We start from the raw sequence: 21,769 nt of genomic DNA, 5'->3' as shown, positions 1-21,769 counted from the left end.
CACAATACGGTGACATGATGACAGGATGGACACTTTCTGAAAGAAACCTGCCAGATAACATGGTGAATTGTGATCTCCATCGCCATACCGACATATGAAGCTTACTTTTAAGGCGTTAAAAATCCAGACCGTTTTTCCATAATGATGTTGATAAGGAATTCTAATGAAGATATCATCAGGCGCAATTAATTTTTCTACTATTCCTAACCAGGTTAAAAAATTAATTACCTCTATTCGTGAACATACGAAAAACGGGCTCACCTCAAAAATAACCAGTGTTAAAAACACGCATACATCTTTAAATGAAAAATTTAAAACAGGAAAGGACTCACCGATTGAGTTCGCGTTACCACAAAAAATAAAAGACTTCTTTCAGCCGAAAGATAAAAACACCTTAAACAAAACATTGATTACTGTTAAAAATATTAAAGATACAAATAATGCAGGCAAGAAAAAATATTTCAGCAGAAGATGTCTCAAAAATGAATGCAGCATTCATGCGTAAGCATATTGCAAATCAAACATGTGATTATAATTACAGAATGACAGGTGCGGCCCCGCTCCCCGGTGGAGTCTCTGTATCAGCCAATAACAGGCCCACGGTTTCTGAAGGTAGAACACCACCAGTATCCCCCTCCCTCTCACTTCAGGCTACGTCTTCCCCGTCATCACCTGCCGACTGGGCTAAGAAACTCACGGATGCAGTTTTACGACAGAAAGCCGGAGAAACCCTTACGGCCGCAGATCGCGATTTTTCAAACGCAGATTTCCGTAATATTACATTCAGCAAAATATTGCCCCCCAGCTTCATGGAGCGAGACGGCGATATTATTAAGGGGTTCAACTTTTCAAATTCAAAATTTACTTATTCTGATATATCTCATTTACATTTTGACGAATGCCGATTCACTTACTCGACACTGAGTGATGTAGTCTGCAGTAATACGAAATTTAGTAATTCAGACATGAATGAAGTGGTTTTACAGTATTCAATTACTACACAACAACAGCCCTCTTTTATTGATACAACATTAAAAAATACGCTTATACGTCACAAAGCCAACCTCTCTGGCGTTATTTTAAATGAACCGGATAATTCATCACCTCCGTCAGTGTCAGGGGGCGGAAATTTTATTCGTCTAGGTGATATCTGGCTGCAAATGCCACTCCTTTGGACTGAGAACGCTGTGGATGGATTTTTAAATCATGAGCACAATAATGGTAAAAGTATTCTGATGACCATTGACAGCCTGCCCGATAAATACAGTCAGGAAAAAGTCCAGGCAATGGAAAACCTGGTTAAGTCATTGCGGGGTGGCCGCTTAACAGAGGCATGTATCCGGCCAGTTGAAAGTTCGCTGGTAAGCGTACTGGCCCACCCCCCCTATACGCAAAGTGCGCTTATCAGCGAGTGGCTCGGGCCTGTTCAGGAACGTTTTTTTGCCCACCAGTGCCAGACCTATAATGACGTTCCCCTGCCGGCTCCTGACACATATTATCAGCAGCGCATACTGCCTGTGTTGCTGGATTCGTTTGACAGGAACAGCGCCGCCATGACCACTCACAGCGGACTCTTTAATCAGGTGATTTTACACTGTATGACAGGCGTGGACTGCACTGATGGCACCCGCCAGAAAGCTGCAGCGCTTTATGAACAGTATCTTGCTCACCCGGCGGTGTCTCCCCACATCCATAATGGGCTCTTCGGCAATTATGACGGCAGCCCGGACTGGACAACCCGCGCTGCAGATAATTTCCTGCTGCTTTCCTCCCAAGATTCAGACACGGCGATGATGCTCTCCACTGACACGCTGTTAACAATGCTAAACCCTACTCCTGACACCACATGGGACAACTTTTACCTGCTGCGAGCCGGAGAGAACGTTTCCACTGCGCAAATCTCTCCGGTAGAGTTATTCCGTCATGACTTTCCGGTGTTTCTCGCCGCATTTAATCAGCAGGCCGTGCAGCGACGCTTTGGGGAACTGATTGATATCATCCTCAGCACTGAAGAGCACGGGGAACTGAACCAGCAGTTTATTGCCGCCACGAACCAGAAACATTCCACCGTAAAGTTGATTGATGATGCCTCAGTGTCGCGTCTGACCAGCATTTTTGACCCCTTGCTTCCTGAAGGCAAACTCAGCCCGGCACACTACCAGCACATCCTCAGTGCTTATCACCTGACTGACGCCACCCCACAGAAGCAGGCGGAAACCCTGTTCTGTCTCAGTACCGCATTCGCACGCTATTCCTCCAGCGCCATTTTCGGCACTGAGCATGACTCTCCGCCGGCCCTGAGAGGCTATGCGGAGGCGCTGATGCAGAAAGCCTGGGAGCTGTCTCCGGCGATCTTCCCGTCCAGCGAACAGTTTACCGACTGGTCCGACCGTTTTCACGGCCTCCATGGCGCCTTTACCTGTACCAGCGTTGTGGCGGATAGTATGCAACGTCATGCCAGAAAATATTTCCCGAGTGTTCTGTCATCCATCCTGCCACTGGCCTGGGCCTAGTCCAGCCTCAACCCGCATGAAATTAAGGGACACAGCGTTGTGTCCCTCTGTACATAGACCCGTTTTAGTCCATGCATTTTTTGAGATCCCGGCCAGATTGCCCCTGGCCTAAATTCCATACAGTACTAAATCAGAATCAGTAATTTCAGATGGACCGGAATATGGTTTACCATAGAGGGAGCGTAGTTTAGTGTCGCTGATGGTCATTTTAGTATTTTGTACTCAATGATTTTAATGTTTATGTACTCACCATCGCATGTACGAACATTAGCAACAATATCAATTGGTGTACAAATACAATCAATCAACGACAAAATAAAAGAATAAAATATTTCATATACAGATAACATCAGGCGTGTACATCAAGTGACAGTTAAAAACGACAGCATACAGAGCACATTCCTCTTCCACGATTACGAAACCTTCGGTACGCATCCGGCCCTCGACAGACCTGCGCAATTCGCCGCGCTCCGTACGGATAACGACTTCAACGTTATTGGCGAGCCGGAGGTGTTTTATTGCAAACCCGCCGATGATTATCTACCGCAGCCCGGCGCGGTGCTGATTACCGGCATCACGCCGCAGGAAGCGCGTGAGAAAGGAGAAAACGAAGCCGCTTTCGCCAGACGCATTCATGCGCTGTTTACCGTTCCTAAAACCTGCGTTGTGGGCTACAACAATGTGCGCTTTGATGATGAAGTCACGCGCAATATTTTTTATCGCAACTTTTACGATCCCTATGCCTGGAGCTGGCAGCATGATAATTCACGTTGGGATCTATTGGATGTCATGCGCGCCTGTTATGCGCTGCGCCCGGAGGGAATTAACTGGCCGGAAAACGACGACGGCCTGCCCAGCTTTCGTCTGGAACATTTAACCCAGGCGAACGGGATCGAACACAGCAACGCGCATGATGCGATGGCGGATGTCTACGCCACTATTGCGATGGCGCAACTGGTGAAAACACGCCAGCCGCGACTGTTTGATTATCTTTATAGCCACCGCAGTAAACATAAACTGGCGGCGCTGATTGACGTTCCGCAGATGAAGCCGCTGGTGCATGTCTCCGGCATGTTTGGCGCGTGGCGCGGTAATACAAGCTGGGTCGCGCCGCTGGCGTGGCATCCTGAAAACCGTAACGCGGTGATCATGGTCGATTTAGCAGGCGATATTTCTCCTCTTCTTGAGCTGGACAGCGACACCCTTCGCGAGCGGCTTTATACGGCCAAAGCCGATCTTGGCGATCACGTCGCAGTGCCGGTAAAGCTGGTGCATATCAATAAATGTCCGGTACTGGCGCAGGCGAATACCTTGCGCCCGGAGGATGCCGACCGGCTGGGAATTAACCGCCAGCACTGCCTGGATAACCTGAAAGTGTTGCGTGAAAACCCGCAGGTCCGCGACAAAGTGGTGGCGATTTTTGCCGAAGCCGAACCTTTTGCCGCCTCGGATAACGTTGATGCCCAGCTCTATGATGGTTTTTTCAGCGATGCCGATCGCGCAGCCATGAAAATCGTACTCGAAACCGAGCCGCGTAACCTGCCCGCGCTGGACATTACCTTTGTCGATAAGCGCATTGAGAAGCTGCTGTTTAATTACCGCGCACGCAATTTTCCCGGTACGCTGGATGACACAGAGCAGCAGCGCTGGCTAGAGCATCGCCGTCAGGTGCTGACGCCGGAGTTTTTACAACAGTATGCCAATGAATTGCAGATGCTTTCTCAGCAGTATGCGGAAGATAAAACGAAGCTGGGGTTGCTGAAATCACTGTGGCAGTACGCAACTGAGATTGTGTAATTGACCAATGCCTGACGAGCATTGTTAATCCAGAGCGGATAAAGAGTGACGCCGCCATCAGGTAAACATGCTGGATGACAAACAAAAAACCGGAGGCAGTGCCTCCGGTTTTACTATTGCCGATAATACGTGCGATTACGCGACGTCTTCGTACTGTGGAACCGGGTTGCGGAAGCTTTTAGTTACGCACGCCAGATAAATCAGCCCGATACCCGCCCAGATCAGGCCCAGTACCATTGAGCTCTCTTCCAGGTTAACCCACAACGCACCAACCGTGAGCGCGCCGCACATCGGCAGGAACAGATACTGGAAGTGATCTTTCAACGTTTTATTACGCTTCTCACGGATCCAGAACTGCGAAATCACCGACAGGTTAACAAAGGTAAACGCGACCAGAGCGCCAAAGTTAATCAGCGCCGTCGCCATCACCAGGTCAAAATTAATCGCCAGCAGCGCGATCGCCCCGACCAGGATGATGTTCATCGCTGGCGTACGCCATTTCGGATGAACGTAACCGAAGAAGCTTTTCGGGAATACGCCGTCGCGCCCCATTACGTACATCAGGCGCGCTACGCCTGCATGCGCAGCCATACCGGAAGCCAGTACGGTGATAGTAGAGAAGATCAGCGCGCCCACCTGGAAGGTTTTACCCGCCACGTACAGCATGATTTCCGGCTGAGACGCATCCGGATCTTTAAAGCGAGAGATATCCGGGAAGTACAATTGCAGGAAATAGGTTGCAAAGATGAAGATCAGGCCGCCAATCAGCGCGGTCAGGAAAATCGCACGCGGGATCACGCGCTCAGCATCTTTGGTCTCTTCCGACAGGTTACTGATGCCGTCAAAGCCGGTAAAGGAGAAGCACAGGATCGTCGCTCCCGTAATCATCGGGATAACGTGCGCATCGCCGGACCAGAACGGACGGGTGCTCGCCAGCGTACCGGCGCCTTCGCCTTCAAATACGCCATAAACCACCATGCCCAGAATGACCGCAATCAGCACCACCTGTAGCACTACAATCACGGTGTTGAAGTTAGCGACCGATTTGAGGCTGCGCAGGTTAAAGGCCGTCATAAAGGCCACCAGCGCCACGACAAACACCCATGACGGAATGGAGGGCACCAGCGCTTCAAAATAAATTTTCGCCAACAGAATGTTGATCATCGGCGCGAACAGATAATCGAGCAGAGAAGACCAACCCACCATAAAGCCAACGGTCGGGCTGATGGATTTCTGGGCATAGGTGTACGCCGAACCCGCGGAAGGGTAGCGACGCACCAGTTTCCCGTAGCTCAACGCCGTAAACAGAATCGCGATTAACGCGAATGCATACGCCGTCGGTACGTGACCGTCAGTGAGGCCTGAAACGATACCAAATGTATCGAACAGCGTCATCGGCTGCATATAGGCAAGACCCATCATTACAACCGGAACTAACGTAAGCGTTTTACGTAATTCCACGCGAGAGGTGTTTGGAGTAACGTTATGCGACATGGTCATTCTCCTTTACGGCGAATGCCGTCGCGTAAGCAAAAAATTGCCCCATTTTCTGGATTCCTCAGCGACAACAACTGTCGATTTTTAAGTAAGTATCTATCCGGTACGAAGCCCGGCCTCTTGGTATTGAATGATGTGTTTGAAGCAAAAAAATAACCGACGCGTATTAAAACGTCGGTTAGTGTCATTTTTTGCAAGCGGCGTATTCTGCCCTAAATTGAAGTGAAATGACAAGAGAATGCGAGCGCGTTCAAAAAATTATTTTTCATAAGCGATTGATTTTTAAACCGGCGATTTTGCATACACCCCAGCAATAGCATTATTTGCTAAAATTTCATCCCGCCACCAGCCGCTGGCCAGCCCGGCGGTCTGTTCATTCCAGCCAACCCACACCGGTTCATAGACGATTTGCGCCACCACTTTCTTCTCTATAAGCGCGCCGCTTTCCAAAAATCGCTGCGCCAGATAACGCGGTAAATAGCCGCATCCCAGGCCGCTAATTTGCAGCTCCATCTTGGTTTTAAAATCAAACACGGTAATCGCTTCCTGAGCGTCGAGTAGTTCAGACCCTATTGATCGCGAGGAATGGACGCTATCGCCAACCACAATCGCGCGAAAACGTTTGATCGTCTGGCGGCTAAGCGGTTCCTCTTCATGAACCAGCGGATGATGCGGAGCGACAGCAAACACCAGTTCAAGATCGCCTAGTCTTGCAAAGCCAAAGCCGGTGTCAGGCGGCGGCGCGCGCATGGCGCCAACAATGATATCCGCCCTTCCCTGCGTCAGCGTCTCCCATGAACCGCCGAGAACGCCATTGACAAATTTAAGGCGCGTCACGCTGTGGCGTTGATAAAAAGCGTCGATAAGCGGGGCCAGAAGAGAAAAGGGAAAGGTATCATCCACACCGATGACCAGTTCGTTCTCCCAGCCTTCATGCAGTTTAATCGCCTGCTTTTCCAGCTCGCGAACGGTGTGCAGCACTTCACGGCCTTTTTCCAGTAGCATTTTACCGGTTCGCGTAAATCGCGCGCGATGCCCGCTACGGTCGAGCAGTTGGATATTAAGATCGTTTTCCAGCTTATGAACGGTATAACTGAGGGCGGACGGCGTTTTAAATAATTTTGCCGACGCCGCCGCGAAGCTGCCTTCTTTTTCTAACGCATCAAGAATAATCAGAACGTCCAGCAGTGGTTTCATACTCGTCCCCTTGCGCTATATGGCGACCACCTGCTGGACAGCGACTCACTCCATCGGCATCACCAGCGGATCGGGATATTGATATTCAAATCCCAGCTCATTACAAATCCGGCTACCGTCGATAATCTTCCCTTTGCCGTTGTCCGGTGCGTCACGAAAATGCGGCGGCGCCATTCCCAGCAAGCGCGTCATTTGCGGATAAAACACGTTGCGGGCTGGATGCGCCGGCGCACATATATTATAGATGTGCCCTCCTTTCGGCGCCTGTAGCAAGAGGGTAATTGCGCCAACCACGTCTTCAAGATGCACCAGATTGACCCCGTGTTGACCATCCGGCGCGGTTTTTCCGGCAAAGAAACGACCGGGATGGCGTCCAGGCCCGACCAACCCCGCCAGCCGCAGAATATCCACTGACGTGCCCGGCAGATTATGCAACCAATCTTCCAGTTCCTTCAGGGTACGCCCGCTGGCCGTGACCGGATTACGCGGCGTATTCTCTTTCACCACGCCTTGCGCCTCGCCGTAAACAGACGTCGAACTGGTAAAAATAATACGCGGGATACGATAAGCCAGCGCGCTGTCGACCAGCTCCTGCATCGCCTGCAGATAAAAATCCTCTCCCGGACCGCTACGGCGCGCGGGCAGTGTTATCACCAGCGCATCGACATCCAGCAGAGCGTCAAGATCGTCCGCCTCACAGACCAGCTCCGGCTCCAGACGCAGCGGATAGCTTTCAATTCCACTCATACGGGCCGCTTCCACCCCGTCAAGGGTGGTTTTGCTGCCGGTAACCTGCCAGCCTCTCGCTGCCAGCGACATTGCCAGCGGCATGCCTAACCAACCTAAACCGACAATTGCGACCTTTTTCATCCATTTTCTCCTGACTTTAACGCCTTATACATAAGGCTACGCCAGCCCGCCGTGACTGACAATTCATACTATAAATGCGAAATGAAAAAAGCGCTTGCTTTAAGGCGTAAAAGTGGTTTAGGTTAAAAGGTATCAAATGAATAAGCATTCATCGGAATTTTTATGACACGCGTTCAATTTAAACACCACCATCATCACCATCATCCTGACTAGTCTTTCAGGCGATGTGTGCTGGAAGACATTCAGATCTTCCAGTGGTGCATGAACGCATGAGAAAGCCCCCGGAAGATCATCTTCCGGGGGCTTTTTTTTTGGCGCGCGATACAGACCGGTTCAGACAGGATAAAGAGGAACGCAGAATGTTAGACAACACCCGCTTACGCATAGCTATTCAGAAATCAGGCCGTTTAAGCGATGATTCACGAGAATTGCTGGCCCGCTGCGGCATAAAAATTAATTTACACACTCAGCGCCTGATTGCGATGGCGGAAAACATGCCGATTGATATCCTGCGCGTGCGTGATGATGACATTCCGGGTCTGGTGATGGATGGCGTGGTCGATCTCGGCATTATCGGCGAGAACGTGCTGGAAGAAGAACTACTCAACCGCCGCGCGCAGGGCGAAGATCCGCGCTATTTTACCCTGCGCCGTCTTGACTTCGGCGGCTGCCGTTTATCGCTGGCAACGCCGGTTGACGAAGCCTGGGACGGCCCGGCGGCGCTGGACGGTAAACGTATCGCTACCTCTTATCCGCACCTCCTCAAACGCTACCTCGACCAGAAAGGCGTCTCTTTTAAATCGTGTCTGTTAAATGGTTCTGTCGAAGTCGCGCCGCGCGCGGGGCTGGCCGACGCTATCTGCGATTTGGTCTCTACCGGCGCGACGCTTGAAGCTAACGGCCTGCGTGAAGTCGAAGTTATCTACCGCTCTAAAGCCTGTCTGATTCAGCGCGACGGTGAGATGGCACAGAGCAAGCAACAGCTGATCGATAAATTGCTGACCCGTATTCAGGGTGTGATTCAGGCGCGCGAATCGAAATACATCATGATGCACGCGCCAAGTGAACGCCTGGAAGAGGTTATCGCCCTGCTGCCAGGCGCCGAAAGGCCGACAATTCTGCCGCTGGCGGGCGAGCAACAGCGCGTGGCGATGCACATGGTCAGCAGCGAAACGCTGTTCTGGGAAACCATGGAGAAACTGAAAGCGCTTGGCGCCAGCTCGATTCTGGTACTGCCGATCGAGAAGATGATGGAGTGATCTGACGCCTGATGGCGCTGCGCTTATCAGGCCTACGTAATGCGTTGATATTTTGGGTTCAGTAGGCCGGATAAGGCGGAACCCTGTGATGGAGTAAAGACCATGAGCTTCAATACCCTGATTGACTGGAACAGCTGTAGCCCTGAACAGCAGCGTGCGCTGCTGACGCGTCCGGCGATTTCCGCCTCTGACAGTATTACCCGGACGGTCAGCGATATTCTGGATAATGTAAAAACGCGCGGTGACGATGCCCTGCGTGAATACAGCGCTAAATTTGATAAAACAGAAGTGACAGCGCTACGCGTCACCCCTGAAGAGATCGCCGCCGCCGGCGCGCGTCTGAGCGACGAATTAAAACAGGCGATGGCCGCTGCCGTCAAAAATATTGAAACGTTCCATTCCGCGCAGACGCTACCGCCTGTAGATGTGGAAACCCAGCCAGGCGTGCGTTGCCAGCAGGTTACGCGTCCCGTCGCGTCTGTCGGTCTGTATATTCCCGGCGGCTCGGCTCCGCTCTTCTCAACGGTGCTGATGCTGGCGACGCCGGCGCGCATTGCGGGATGCCAGAACGTGGTTCTGTGCTCGCCGCCGCCCATCGCTGATGAAATCCTCTATGCGGCGCAACTGTGTGGCGTGCAGGAAATCTTTAACGTCGGCGGCGCGCAGGCGATTGCCGCTCTGGCCTTCGGCAGCGAGTCCGTACCGAAAGTGGATAAAATTTTTGGCCCCGGCAACGCCTTTGTAACCGAAGCCAAGCGTCAGGTCAGCCAGCGCCTCGACGGCGCGGCTATCGATATGCCAGCCGGGCCGTCTGAAGTACTGGTGATCGCCGACAGCGGCGCAACACCGGATTTCGTCGCTTCTGACCTGCTCTCCCAGGCTGAGCACGGTCCGGATTCGCAGGTGATCCTGCTGACGCCTGATGCTGACATTGCCCGCAAGGTGGCGGAGGCGGTAGAACGTCAACTGGCGGAGCTGCCGCGCGCGGACACCGCCCGGCAGGCCCTGAGCGCCAGTCGTCTGATTGTGACCAAAGATTTAGCGCAGTGCGTCGCCATCTCTAATCAGTATGGGCCGGAACACTTAATTATCCAGACGCGCAATGCGCGCGATTTGGTGGATGCGATTACCAGCGCAGGCTCGGTATTTCTCGGCGACTGGTCGCCGGAATCCGCCGGTGATTACGCTTCCGGAACCAACCATGTCTTACCGACCTATGGCTATACTGCTACCTGTTCCAGCCTTGGGTTAGCGGATTTCCAGAAACGGATGACCGTTCAGGAACTGTCGAAAGCGGGCTTTTCCGCTCTGGCATCAACCATTGAAACATTGGCGGCGGCAGAACGTCTGACCGCCCATAAAAATGCCGTTACCCTGCGCGTAAACGCCCTCAAGGAGCAAGCATGAGCACTGAAAACACTCTCAGCGTCGCTGACTTAGCCCGTGAAAATGTCCGCAACCTGGTACCGTATCAGTCCGCCCGCCGTCTGGGCGGTAACGGCGATGTCTGGCTGAACGCGAATGAATTCCCGACAGCGGTGGAGTTTCAGCTCACCCAACAAACGCTTAACCGCTACCCGGAATGCCAGCCAAAGGCCGTGATTGAAAACTACGCGCAATATGCTGGCGTAAAGCCGGAGCAGGTGCTGGTCAGCCGCGGCGCGGATGAAGGGATCGAACTGGTGATCCGCGCCTTCTGCGAACCGGGGAAAGACGCCATTCTCTACTGTCCGCCCACTTATGGTATGTACAGCGTCAGCGCCGAAACCATTGGCGTAGAGCGCCGGACGGTTCCCGCGCTTGAAAACTGGCAGCTGGATCTACAGGGGATTTCCGACAACCTTGACGGCACAAAAGTGGTGTTCGTTTGTAGCCCCAATAATCCTACCGGACAACTTATCAACCCGCAGGATCTGCGCACGCTGCTGGAGTTGACACGCGGTAAAGCGATAGTCGTCGCCGACGAAGCTTATATTGAGTTTTGCCCACAGGCCACGCTGACAGGCTGGCTGGTTGAATATCCTCATCTGGTTATCCTGCGCACATTGTCGAAAGCTTTTGCGCTGGCGGGTCTGCGCTGCGGCTTTACGCTGGCTAATGAAGAGGTGATCAACCTGCTATTAAAAGTGATCGCCCCTTATCCGCTTTCTACGCCAGTGGCGGATATCGCCGCCCAGGCGCTGAGCCCGCAGGGAATAAACGCAATGCGCGATCGCGTGGCGCAGACAGTGCAGGAACGTCAGTATCTGGTGAATGCCCTGCAACAGACCGCCTGCGTAGAACACGTCTTTGACTCTGAAACCAACTATATTCTGGCGCGGTTTACCGCCTCCAGCAGCGTGTTTAAATCCTTATGGGATCAGGGCATTATCTTACGCGATCAGAATAAACAACCTTCTTTAAGCGGCTGCCTGCGGATTACGGTCGGCACCCGCCAGGAAAACCAGCGCGTCATTGACGCCTTACGTGCGGAGCCAGTATGAGTCAGAAGTATCTTTTCATCGACCGGGACGGAACCTTAATTTCCGAACCGCCGAGCGATTTTCAGGTAGACCGCTTTGATAAACTGGCCTTTGAGCCAGAGGTGATTCCCGTATTGCTGAAGCTGCAAAAAGCCGGTTTTAAGCTGGTGATGATCACTAACCAGGATGGACTTGGCACGCAAAGCTTCCCGCAGGCGGACTTCGACGGACCGCACAACCTGATGATGCAGATTTTCACCTCTCAGGGCGTATGCTTTGATGAGGTGCTGATCTGCCCTCACCTGCCCGCAGACGACTGCGACTGCCGCAAGCCCAAAGTGAAGCTGGTGGAGCGTTATCTTGCGGAACAAGCGATGGATAGCGCTAACAGCTATGTGATTGGCGATCGTGCGACCGATATCCAGCTCGCTGATAATATGGGCATTACTGGTTTACGCTATCACCGTGAAACGCTGAACTGGACGATGATTGGCGAACAGCTAACGAAACGCGATCGTTATGCGCATGTGGTCCGCAACACCAAAGAAACACAGATTGATGTCAGCGTCTGGCTGGATCGCGAAGGCAACAGCAAGATTAATACCGGCGTCGGCTTCTTTGACCATATGCTCGATCAAATCGCCACCCACGGCGGCTTTCGCATGGAGATTACCGTTAAGGGTGATCTCTATATCGACGATCACCACACGGTAGAAGATACCGGACTGGCGCTCGGTGAGGCATTAAAACTGGCACTCGGCGACAAGCGCGGTATCTGCCGTTTTGGCTTTGTACTACCGATGGATGAATGTCTGGCGCGCTGCGCGCTGGATATTTCCGGTCGTCCGCATCTGGAATATAAAGCTGAATTTACCTACCAGCGTGTGGGCGATTTGAGCACAGAGATGATTGAACACTTTTTCCGCTCACTCTCTTACACGATGGGCGTCACTCTGCATCTCAAGACTAAAGGTAAAAACGATCACCACCGTGTCGAAAGTTTGTTTAAAGCCTTTGGTCGGACGCTACGCCAGGCTATTCGCGTGGAGGGCGATACATTACCGTCCTCGAAAGGAGTGCTGTGATGAACGTCGTCATCCTTGACACCGGCTGCGCCAATTTAAGCTCGGTAAAATCCGCCGTGGCGCGCCACGGTTACACCCCGGTGGTCAGCCGCGAAGCGGAAATCGTATTACGCGCTGACAAACTCTTTCTGCCCGGCGTCGGCACGGCGCAGGCCGCTATGGATCAACTGCGCGAACGTGAACTGATAGACTTAATTAAAGCGTGTACTCAGCCGGTACTGGGTATCTGCTTAGGGATGCAACTGCTGGGTCGTCGCAGCGAAGAGACGCGCGGCGTGGATCTGCTGAACATTATCGAACAAGACGTGCCGAAAATGACCGACTTTGGTCTGCCGCTGCCGCACATGGGCTGGAATCGCGTGTATCCGCAGGCGGGCAACCGGCTGTTTCAGGGCATTGAAGATGGCGCCTATTTTTACTTTGTTCACAGCTACGCGATGCCGGTCAACCCGTGGACTATCGCCCAGTGCAATTACGGCGAGCCGTTTACCGCGGCGGTACAGAAAGATAATTTCTTCGGCGTACAGTTCCATCCGGAACGTTCGGGCGCGGCGGGCGCACAGTTGCTGAAAAACTTCCTGGAGATGTAATGATTATTCCGGCATTAGATTTAATTGACGGCACCGTGGTGCGTCTCCACCAGGGCGACTACGCCCGGCAGCGGGATTACGGTAACGATCCCCTGCCCCGTTTGCAGGATTACGCCGCCCAGGGCGCCGGGGTGCTGCATCTGGTAGATCTGACCGGCGCTAAAGATCCGGCTAAGCGACAGATACCGCTGATTAAAACCCTGGTCGCGGGCGTGAACGTGCCTGTTCAGGTCGGCGGCGGCGTGCGTACCGAAGAAGACGTTGCGGCATTACTGAAAGCTGGCGTTGCCCGTGTGGTCATCGGTTCAACGGCGGTGAAATCCCCTGACGTGGTGAAAGGCTGGTTTGAACGTTTTGGCGCGCAGGCGCTGGTGCTGGCGCTGGACGTTCGCATAGACGAACACGGCAACAAGCAGGTGGCGGTTAGCGGCTGGCAGGAAAATTCCGGCGTCTCGCTGGAACAACTGGTGGAGACCTATCTCCCCGTCGGCCTGAAACATGTACTGTGTACCGATATTTCTCGCGACGGCACGCTGGCGGGCTCTAACGTTTCGCTGTACGAAGAGGTATGCGCCAGATATCCGCAGATCGCCTTTCAATCCTCCGGCGGTATTGGCGATATCGATGATATTGCCGCCCTGCGCGGCACCGGCGTGCGCGGCGTGATTGTCGGACGCGCTCTGTTAGAAGGGAAATTTACCGTTAAGGAGGCCATCCAATGCTGGCAAAACGTATAATTCCGTGTCTGGATGTTCGTGATGGTCAGGTGGTGAAAGGCGTACAGTTTCGCAACCATGAGATCATTGGCGATATCGTTCCGCTGGCCAAACGCTATGCCGACGAAGGCGCGGACGAACTGGTGTTCTATGACATTACCGCCTCCAGCGATGGTCGCGTAGTCGATAAAAGCTGGGTGGCGCGCGTTGCCGAGGTGATCGACATTCCGTTTTGTGTAGCGGGCGGCATCCGGTCAATTGACGACGCCGCCAAAATTCTTTCTTTCGGGGCGGATAAGATCTCTATCAACTCCCCGGCGCTGGCTGACCCAACGCTGATTACCCGTCTGGCTGACCGTTTTGGCGTACAGTGCATTGTCGTCGGGATTGATACCTGGTTTGACGACGCCACGGGGAAATATCATGTTAACCAGTATACCGGCGATGAAAACCGTACCCGCGTGACGCAGTGGGAGACGCTGGACTGGGTGCAAGAGGTACAACAGCGCGGCGCGGGGGAAATCGTCCTGAATATGATGAACCAGGACGGCGTGCGTAACGGTTACGATCTGACGCAGTTGAAAAAAGTCCGTGACGTTTGCCGCGTGCCGCTGATCGCCTCCGGCGGCGCGGGCACGATGGAACACTTTCTTGAGGCATTCCGTGATGCCGATGTCGACGGCGCGCTTGCCGCCTCCGTTTTTCACAAGCAAATCATCAATATTGGCGAATTAAAAGCGTACCTGGCAGGCCAGGGCGTGGAGATCAGGATATGTTAACAGAGCAACAACGCCGCGAGCTGGACTGGGAAAAAACCGATGGCCTGATGCCAGCCATCGTGCAACATGCGGTATCCGGCGAAGTATTGATGCTGGGCTATATGAACCCACAAGCGCTGGACAAAACCATTGAATCCGGCCATGTTACGTTCTTCTCACGCACGAAACAGCGTTTATGGACCAAAGGCGAAACCTCAGGCCATGTGCTGAATGTCGTCAGCATTGCGCCGGATTGCGACAACGATACACTGCTGGTGCTGGCAAACCCTGTCGGGCCGACCTGCCACAAAGGTACCAGCAGCTGCTTTGGCGACGCCAGCCATCAGTGGTTATTCCTGTATCAACTGGAGCAGCTACTGGCAGAGCGCAAAACCGCCGATCCGGCCAGCTCTTACACGGCGAAACTGTACGCCAGCGGTACTAAACGTATTGCGCAAAAAGTTGGCGAAGAAGGTGTGGAAACCGCGCTGGCGGCCACCGTTAACGATCGTGTTGAGCTGACCAATGAAGCGTCTGATTTGATGTACCACCTGCTGGTGCTGTTGCAGGATCAGGATCTCAACCTCACCACCGTGATCGACAATCTTCGTAAGCGTCATCAATAAGCGTAAAAAAACCGGGCAATGCCCGGTTTTTTAATGAGAAATTTTACCTGTCGTAGCCGGATAAGGCACTTGTGCCGCCATCCGGCAAAGAAGCTTACAAGGCTTTTGGCTTATAGCTACGTAGCGCATTGCGTCCCAGCACAATCCCGGCACCGATCATCCCACCCAGCAATACAGCCAGCACAAGGGTAATGGCTTTTTTCGGGCTATCGCGACGGACCGGCAGCGTCGGCTTCATCACATAACGATAGACGTGCACCGTATCGGCAGTCACTTTCAGATTTTTAATGTCCAGCAGTGTCTGCTTCGTCTGGAAATAGGCCGGAGAAAAGACCAGTGGACGCGTCGCTTCGTTCTGTATCATCGATTTTAGCGCATCGCTCCCCAACAGGAACATCGTGTCCTGGGTAACATCCTGGGTTTGCTGAATCTGCGGCTGCGTGATTTTTGCCTCATCCGCATAGCGCAACGCTTCTTCGATTTGCTTAATACGCAGATCTTTTTGCTCCTGCGCCACAACTTCCTGCGTCTCAAGGGACTCCTGCAACGTTTTAGTTTGCAGCGTGATGTTATCTTTCAGGTCAACTTCCAGTTCCTTAGCGACCTCTTCATCCACCTGTTGGATATATTCCGCCAGCCGACGCTGCGCGCCTTCAGCGGTAGTACTCACATAAGAAACCGAGAGCGGCAGCGCCTGCCCCTTTACCGACTGTTCAATGGTGAGCTTTTCCGGCTCTTTCTGATTATCCAGCGCTTCCGATAATGCGGAAAACGCAGAGCTAAAGCGGCTTATAAAATTCGCCTGCACTTCAGAGATTTTGGGGGCATTCCCGCCATACAAGACGTTGAGCGCATTGGTATAGGTGGCAACCTGCGCGGCATCAGGTTGGGTAATAATCGCCGTGGATGTCCATTTTTCTTTGGCTATCATCAGGTAGCCTACGGCCAGCAAAATGGCGATAATAACGGCTACAATAATGGTCATCTTCCCACGCCATAACTGTAGCAATAACTCAATCAAATCAATCTGTTCCGGATCGTTCCCACGCCCGGAAGACGTATTACTATCCACTGTCATAGATACCCTAACTAAAAAAAGGATGAAGCTGGAGACAGTGTAGTCATAAAGCAAATATATGCCATAGGATTAATGATAAAAATCAGACATTATTTCCATTTGGTCAATAAATCATCGGGACTCATCAGCCCCGATTGCCTTATTAATCACTACCGAAAAGATCGCGGGTATACACTTTTTCAGCGACATCCAAAAGCTCTGCCGCCATCCTGTTGGAAATAATGACATCCGCCTGCTGTTTAAAGCAGTGCAAATCACGTTCAAGACGTGAGTTAAAGAAAGTATCTTCTTCCATTACCGGCTCATAGATGATGACCTCTACGCCTTTCGCTTTAATGCGCTTCATAATCCCCTGAATCGATGAGGCGCGGAAGTTATCGGAGCCACTCTTCATAATCAGGCGATAAATGCCCACCACTTTAGGCTTTCTGGCGAGGATAGCGTCGGCAATAAAATCTTTACGCGTACGGTTTGCTTCAACGATAGCGGAGATAATATTATTAGGCACCGACTGATAATTGGCCAGCAACTGTTTGGTATCTTTTGGCAAACAATATCCGCCATAACCAAAAGAGGGATTATTATAATGATTGCCAATACGCGGGTCGAGGCACACCCCTTCAATAATTTGTCGGGTATTTAATCCTAACGTTTCAGCATAGCTGTCTAATTCATTAAAATAAGCGACTCGCATAGCGAGATAAGTATTGGCGAAAAGTTTAATAGCTTCCGCCTCAGTGGAGTCCGTAAACAGCGTTGGAATCTCCTGTTTAATAGCGCCTTCCTGGAGTAATGCGGCAAATTCTCTGGCGCGCTCAGACTGTTCCCCAATCACGATACGGGAGGGATAAAGGTTATCGTAAAGGGCTTTACCTTCACGTAAAAACTCCGGAGAGAAAATGATATTTTCTGTCGCAAACTTCTGACGCATTGCCGCCGTGAAGCCAACCGGCACCGTAGACTTAATAATCATCACGGCTGCGGGGTTGATGCTGATCACATCCTGAATGACCGATTCCACACTGGACGTATTAAAATAGTTGGTTTTGGGATCGTAATCCGTAGGCGTAGCAATAATGACGTAATCTGCATTCTGGTACGCATCAAACTTATCCAGCGTTGCCCTGAATCTGATGTTATCTTCCTTTAAAAATTGCTGAATTTCTTTATCAACAATCGGAGATATCCGATCATTTAACAGTTCAACACGGGAAGGAACAATGTCTAACGCCACCACATCATGATGTTGTGCAATAAGCAAACCATTAGACAAGCCAACATAACCCGTCCCGGATATCGTGATTTTCATTATTCGCTCTCAGAATTAACTTAATTATGAATCATGATGTATTTCGCATCCTGATAAGATATTAAAGTTTTAACGCCTGAGTATATAAAGTGCAACGCAGACGAAAACAATTCAGATTATCTTCATTACGATAAACACAGATTATTAAGTTAATATTAAGCAAAAGCGATAAATCAATAAGAATAGAGATAAAAAAAAGCCCGGTATTAAACCGGGCTTAAACATTTTGCAGAAATTATTCCAACCATTCGGTATGGAAAACACCTTCTTTATCAGTACGTTTATAGGTGTGCGCACCAAAGTAGTCACGCTGCGCCTGAATTAAGTTAGCTGGCAGTACTGCGGCGCGATAGCTGTCATAGTAGGCCACTGCCGCAGAGAATGTCGGCACCGGAATGCCGTTCTGCACCGCGTAAGCCACGACATCTCGCAGCGCCTGCTGGTACTCATCAGCAATTTTCTTGAAGTAAGGCGCTAACAGCAAGTTAGCGATATCGGCGTTTTCTGCGTAAGCATCGGTGATCTTCTGCAGGAACTGAGCGCGAATGATACAGCCCGCCCGGAAAATCTTAGCAATCTCGCCGTAGTTGAGATCCCAGTGATATTCATCAGACGCGGCGCGTAGCTGTGAGAAGCCCTGCGCATAGGAGACGATCTTGCCAAGATACAGCGCGCGACGCACTTTCTCGATAAATTCCGCTTTGTCGCCTGCCGGTTGCGCTTTCGGCCCGGAGAGCACTTTAGATGCGGCAACACGTTGCGCTTTCAACGAAGAGATGTAACGCGCAAAGACAGATTCGGTAATCAGCGACAGCGGTTCGCCCAGATCCAGCGCGCTCTGGCTGGTCCATTTACCGGTCCCTTTGTTGGCGGCTTCATCAAGAATGACATCCACCAGGTAGTTTCCGTCTTCATCTTTTTTAGTGAAGATGTCTTTAGTGATGTCGATCAGATAACTGCTCAGCTCGCCGTTATTCCACTCGGTAAAAGTGTTCGCCAACTCTTCATTGCTGAGGTTCAGGCCGCCTTTCAGCAGGGAGTAAGCTTCAGCGATAAGCTGCATATCGCCATATTCAATACCATTGTGGACCATCTTGACGTAGTGACCAGCACCATCGGCGCCGATATAGGTCACGCACGGTTCGCCATCTTCCGCCACAGCAGCAATCTTCGTCAGGATCGGCGCCACCAGTTCATAGGCATCTTTCTGACCGCCAGGCATGATAGATGGCCCTTTCAGCGCGCCCTCTTCACCACCGGAAACACCGGTACCGATAAAGTTAAAACCTTCCGCAGACAGCTCGCGATTGCGACGGATTGTGTCCTGGAAGAAGGTGTTACCGCCATCAATAATGATATCGCCTTTTTCCAGATACGGTTTCAGCGAATCGATAGCTGCATCAGTACCTGCGCCCGCTTTCACCATTAACAGGATACGACGAGGCGTTTCGAGGGATTCAACAAACTCTTTCACCGTGTAATAAGGCACCAGCTTTTTGCCGGGATTCTCGGCAATCACTTCTTCGGTCTTTTCACGGGAGCGGTTGAAAACGGAGACGGTATAACCACGGCTTTCGATGTTGAGCGCGAGGTTGCGCCCCATCACTGCCATACCGACGACGCCGATCTGTTGCTTGGACATTACATACTCCTGTCAGGTGTGGAAGTTACATATATTTCACCATTATGTGCTACAAATTTTACAGCGTAAAGCATATTAAATACTTGTCCATTAATAGCACATTGTGGTTCGGCGGATATTTTCCCGCTTGGTTAACTTAAAATACCACGCGTAAAATTCTTTTAACAAAAGACCTAAAGTTAGCATCTGCATAAAAAACCGCAAAAACTATAATCATACTTACCAGCGATACAATAGTAAGCTTACTTATAAAGTCAAACCAGTTGGAAACTTTAAAGAAAATTATTTGTTCTCTTGTAAAATAAAAAACAGCAAAAATAACAAATGAGAATATTAAAGGTTTCAGTACAAATGACAAGTACTTTTTTAATGCATTAAATCTACCAAACATTTTACCATATAGATATAATGGCTTTGCAATTAATGTAATTAATACATTAGATATAATCGTGCCAATAATAATACCGGGAAGACCAATATAAAAAGCCAGGAGCGCGGAAAAAAATAAATTAACCACTCCCTCAAGCAAAGGATAATATACATCCCCAAAAAAACCAGTTGCGTTTTTAAAAATATCACAAGGAATTCTAATGACACTTATAAATACATTAACAAGCATTAATATAACAATACCATTACCTAGTATGAATTTTTCGCCTATCCAGCTGGTAATAAAGTCATTAACCAAAAAATACATATTCAAAGAAATGAAGGTAGCCAATGCTATAAATACTGTGTTAAATTGCTTTGCAATACTGGTAACTTCATCATCATTTTGATTGATTAAAAAATTACCCACACTAGCTGTAATAGCATTAACAAAACTGGACATAAGCACAGTCACAACCTGGAAGACCATCATATAACTTCCATAAATCGTGACGTAGCTTAAATTAAGAAATTTTGAAACTAGCAAATAATCAGTATTTAAAACTAACACACCACCAATCTTATGAAAAAACATGTTTTTTATTTTTATTTTTAATTCATTTTTTAATGTTGTTTTTTCATCATCGCTAATAGATTGTGGAACTACCTTAAAATGGATGTCGTTATTAATAATATTTTTAAATATAAAATACTGTACTATCACGCCAATAGTTTCAACGAGCAAATAGAGTAAGAAATTATGTGTGGTGACTAATAACAATATTTGCAGCGCAATAATTAATATTTTCCCGCCACCCTGTATTTTACGGACTACTGAATATTGCTGATTTGCAGTTAATAGAGTTGAATGCTTTGCATAAGAATAAGTTAAAGATGTATTTATTACAAAAAATGCCCAATAAATAAAAACGTGACTTACTGCATTAACAGAATCGATGAAAAAGTAAATACCAAAGCCAATTACTATACCTATCAATAAAACTAAAAACGAGATATATCTATAGATTGTAGACAGCAATAAAGTTAAGTATTTTATTTTTGCATAATCCCCCTCACTCAGCGGCTTGTATAAAAGGCTTGCCGCAGCTACCCCTATGCCAAGCTCGGCGAGATTTAAATAAGCAGTCAGTTGTGTAAATAACAACATCACACCTGTTAAATCAGCGCCCATCTTAGAGACAAATATAGTTCGAAGATAAAATCCTAGCGCAATAAGAAAAAAAGTAATAAATAAATCAACTTTAAAGTTGTTAATCGCTTTTATAGTTCGCATTTTTACTTTCCGGATGTAAACTTAAAGTAAATAAATATTCGTGGGAAGTTACAGGATTACATCAATTATTATTAGCCCCATAATAATTAATATTACCAGGAAGGTAAAATAAATAATTATATCAATGATTATTTATACTGTCCGAAAAGAACATAGCGAAAGCCTTATATCTATTAGAAATGGAAACCAACAACAATCAAACACACTTAATATTTATTGGCTTTATACTACGAATTGGTTAGAGAATATCCGAAAAGTTAGCCCTCCATAAAGAAGGGCTGCTTTTTATGAATTGAGTAGCTGAAGAATTTCTTTCGTTCGCGCTTCCATCAGCGGAATATCGCCGCGTGATTCCACATTCAGGCGCACCACCGGTTCGGTGTTCGACGAGCGCAGGTTGAAACGCCAGTCCGGGAATGACATGCTGAGACCGTCCGTGCGATCCACCGCCTGCGCCTCTTCCGCAAAGTGCGCTTCCACCCGCGCAATGGCTGCCGCCGGCTCCGCCAGCCTGCTGTTGATTTCCCCGCTCGCCGGGAACGCCGCCATCCGGTCGCAGACCAGTTCACCCAGCGACTGCCCCTTCAGGCACACCAGCTCCGCCACCAGCAGCCACGGGATCATCCCGCTGTCGCAGTAGGCAAAATCACGAAAATAGTGATGCGCGCTCATTTCCCCGCCATAAATGGCATCCTCCGTACGCATCC

The 21,769-nt window shown here is 50.0% G+C and carries 18 protein-coding genes, 3 pseudogenes and 1 other annotated feature; of the genes and pseudogenes, 11 read left to right on the top strand and 10 right to left on the bottom strand.

The genetic code is table 11. From position 1 onward, the window contains the following. Positions 1 to 163 precede the first annotated feature (163 nt). Positions 164 to 2,513: pseudogene (sopA, locus tag ACH0VJ_RS18190) on the top strand (SPI-1 type III secretion system effector HECT-type E3 ubiquitin transferase SopA). Between the two features lie 129 nt (positions 2,514 to 2,642). Here the strand turns inward: sopA and ACH0VJ_RS18185 are convergent. After that, positions 2,643 to 2,720, bottom strand: a pseudogene (locus ACH0VJ_RS18185) (hypothetical protein); the annotation flags it as partial. A gap of 159 nt (positions 2,721 to 2,879) precedes the next feature. Between ACH0VJ_RS18185 and sbcB the strand changes: the two are divergent. Continuing rightward, positions 2,880 to 4,310 (top strand): exodeoxyribonuclease I, encoded by a 1,431-nt coding sequence (gene sbcB, locus ACH0VJ_RS18180; RefSeq protein ID WP_000216705.1) that lies wholly within the window; start codon positions 2,880 to 2,882, stop codon positions 4,308 to 4,310. 135 nt (positions 4,311 to 4,445) lie between these two features. On the opposite strand, the gene plaP is transcribed toward sbcB, so the two are convergent. From plaP to ACH0VJ_RS18160, 4 genes are all read right to left on the bottom strand, one after another. Further along, entirely contained in the window at positions 4,446 to 5,804 is a 1,359-nt protein-coding gene (plaP, locus tag ACH0VJ_RS18175; RefSeq protein WP_001519005.1) for a putrescine/proton symporter PlaP, read from the bottom strand. Further along, positions 5,794 to 5,856, bottom strand: coding sequence for a membrane protein YoeI (gene yoeI, locus ACH0VJ_RS18170; protein ID WP_096335044.1), 63 nt, complete (start codon positions 5,854 to 5,856; stop codon positions 5,794 to 5,796). The genes plaP and yoeI overlap by 11 nt, the downstream gene beginning before the upstream one ends. Positions 5,857 to 6,089: 233 nt before the next feature. Next, the gene (locus ACH0VJ_RS18165) at positions 6,090 to 7,004 is read right to left on the bottom strand and encodes a LysR family transcriptional regulator (RefSeq protein ID WP_000803321.1); all 915 of its coding nucleotides are present in this window, start codon (positions 7,002 to 7,004) and stop codon (positions 6,090 to 6,092) included. Positions 7,005 to 7,049: 45 nt separating this feature from the next. Then, the gene (locus tag ACH0VJ_RS18160; protein ID WP_000754718.1) at positions 7,050 to 7,874 is read right to left on the bottom strand and encodes an SDR family oxidoreductase; all 825 of its coding nucleotides are present in this window, start codon (positions 7,872 to 7,874) and stop codon (positions 7,050 to 7,052) included. A gap of 162 nt (positions 7,875 to 8,036) precedes the next feature. Here ACH0VJ_RS18160 and hisL point away from each other — a divergent pair, with 162 nt between their 5' ends. The 9 genes from hisL to hisIE all read left to right on the top strand — a co-directional run bounded on the left by hisL (position 8,037) and on the right by hisIE (position 15,370). Further along, positions 8,037 to 8,087, top strand: a complete 51-nt coding sequence (hisL, locus tag ACH0VJ_RS18155; RefSeq protein WP_001364200.1) for a his operon leader peptide — start codon at positions 8,037 to 8,039, stop codon at positions 8,085 to 8,087. Further along, positions 8,063 to 8,186, top strand: a sequence feature (His leader region). (Overlaps the previous gene by 25 nt.) Positions 8,187 to 8,233: 47 nt before the next feature. After that, entirely contained in the window at positions 8,234 to 9,133 is a 900-nt protein-coding gene (gene hisG / locus ACH0VJ_RS18150) for an ATP phosphoribosyltransferase (RefSeq protein ID WP_000886600.1), read from the top strand. A gap of 102 nt (positions 9,134 to 9,235) precedes the next feature. Next, complete coding sequence (hisD, locus tag ACH0VJ_RS18145; RefSeq protein ID WP_000009622.1) at positions 9,236 to 10,540, top strand: histidinol dehydrogenase; 1,305 nt, start codon at positions 9,236 to 9,238, stop codon at positions 10,538 to 10,540. Further along, on the top strand, positions 10,537 to 11,616 hold the full coding sequence (gene hisC, locus ACH0VJ_RS18140) for a histidinol-phosphate transaminase (RefSeq protein WP_000102715.1): 1,080 nt from the start codon (positions 10,537 to 10,539) through the stop codon (positions 11,614 to 11,616). The genes hisD and hisC overlap by 4 nt, the downstream gene beginning before the upstream one ends. Continuing rightward, positions 11,613 to 12,680: a bifunctional histidinol-phosphatase/imidazoleglycerol-phosphate dehydratase HisB gene (gene hisB / locus ACH0VJ_RS18135; protein ID WP_000080044.1), complete on the top strand. Its 1,068-nt coding sequence runs from the start codon at positions 11,613 to 11,615 to the stop codon at positions 12,678 to 12,680. The genes hisC and hisB overlap by 4 nt, the downstream gene beginning before the upstream one ends. Further along, positions 12,680 to 13,270: an imidazole glycerol phosphate synthase subunit HisH gene (gene hisH / locus ACH0VJ_RS18130; protein ID WP_001103591.1), complete on the top strand. Its 591-nt coding sequence runs from the start codon at positions 12,680 to 12,682 to the stop codon at positions 13,268 to 13,270. Before hisB ends, hisH begins: the two co-directional genes overlap by 1 nt. Then, positions 13,270 to 14,007 (top strand): 1-(5-phosphoribosyl)-5-[(5-phosphoribosylamino)methylideneamino]imidazole-4-carboxamide isomerase, encoded by a 738-nt coding sequence (hisA, locus tag ACH0VJ_RS18125; RefSeq protein ID WP_000586406.1) that lies wholly within the window; start codon positions 13,270 to 13,272, stop codon positions 14,005 to 14,007. The genes hisH and hisA overlap by 1 nt, the downstream gene beginning before the upstream one ends. Beyond that, positions 13,989 to 14,765 (top strand): imidazole glycerol phosphate synthase subunit HisF, encoded by a 777-nt coding sequence (gene hisF / locus ACH0VJ_RS18120; RefSeq protein WP_000880125.1) that lies wholly within the window; start codon positions 13,989 to 13,991, stop codon positions 14,763 to 14,765. Before hisA ends, hisF begins: the two co-directional genes overlap by 19 nt. After that, positions 14,759 to 15,370, top strand: a complete 612-nt coding sequence (hisIE, locus tag ACH0VJ_RS18115; protein WP_000954847.1) for a bifunctional phosphoribosyl-AMP cyclohydrolase/phosphoribosyl-ATP diphosphatase HisIE — start codon at positions 14,759 to 14,761, stop codon at positions 15,368 to 15,370. The genes hisF and hisIE overlap by 7 nt, the downstream gene beginning before the upstream one ends. A 94-nt stretch (positions 15,371 to 15,464) precedes the next feature. Here hisIE and wzzB read toward each other — a convergent pair whose 3' ends face one another. From wzzB to cpsG, 5 genes and pseudogenes are all read right to left on the bottom strand, one after another. Further along, a complete protein-coding gene (gene wzzB / locus ACH0VJ_RS18110; RefSeq protein WP_000215250.1) occupies positions 15,465 to 16,448 on the bottom strand; it encodes an LPS O-antigen chain length determinant protein WzzB in 984 nt (327 codons plus the stop codon). A 142-nt stretch (positions 16,449 to 16,590) separates the two neighbouring features. Next, positions 16,591 to 17,757: a UDP-glucose 6-dehydrogenase gene (gene ugd / locus ACH0VJ_RS18105; protein WP_000704825.1), complete on the bottom strand. Its 1,167-nt coding sequence runs from the start codon at positions 17,755 to 17,757 to the stop codon at positions 16,591 to 16,593. Positions 17,758 to 17,992: 235 nt separating this feature from the next. Next, positions 17,993 to 19,399: an NADP-dependent phosphogluconate dehydrogenase gene (gndA, locus tag ACH0VJ_RS18100; protein WP_000043531.1), complete on the bottom strand. Its 1,407-nt coding sequence runs from the start codon at positions 19,397 to 19,399 to the stop codon at positions 17,993 to 17,995. 136 nt (positions 19,400 to 19,535) lie between these two features. Further along, positions 19,536 to 21,062, bottom strand: coding sequence for a hypothetical protein (locus ACH0VJ_RS18095; protein ID WP_001259152.1), 1,527 nt, complete (start codon positions 21,060 to 21,062; stop codon positions 19,536 to 19,538). Positions 21,063 to 21,347: 285 nt separating this feature from the next. Continuing rightward, a pseudogene (gene cpsG / locus ACH0VJ_RS18090) lies at positions 21,348 to 21,769 on the bottom strand (colanic acid biosynthesis phosphomannomutase CpsG); the annotation flags it as partial.

Origin of the sequence: Salmonella sp. 2020_1459 (assembly GCF_043847915.1) — a bacterium.
Lineage (GTDB): Bacteria > Pseudomonadota > Gammaproteobacteria > Enterobacterales > Enterobacteriaceae > Salmonella > Salmonella enterica.
The sequence above is the reverse complement of the archived record's forward strand: the minus strand, read 5'-3'. Positions and strand labels throughout refer to the sequence as shown.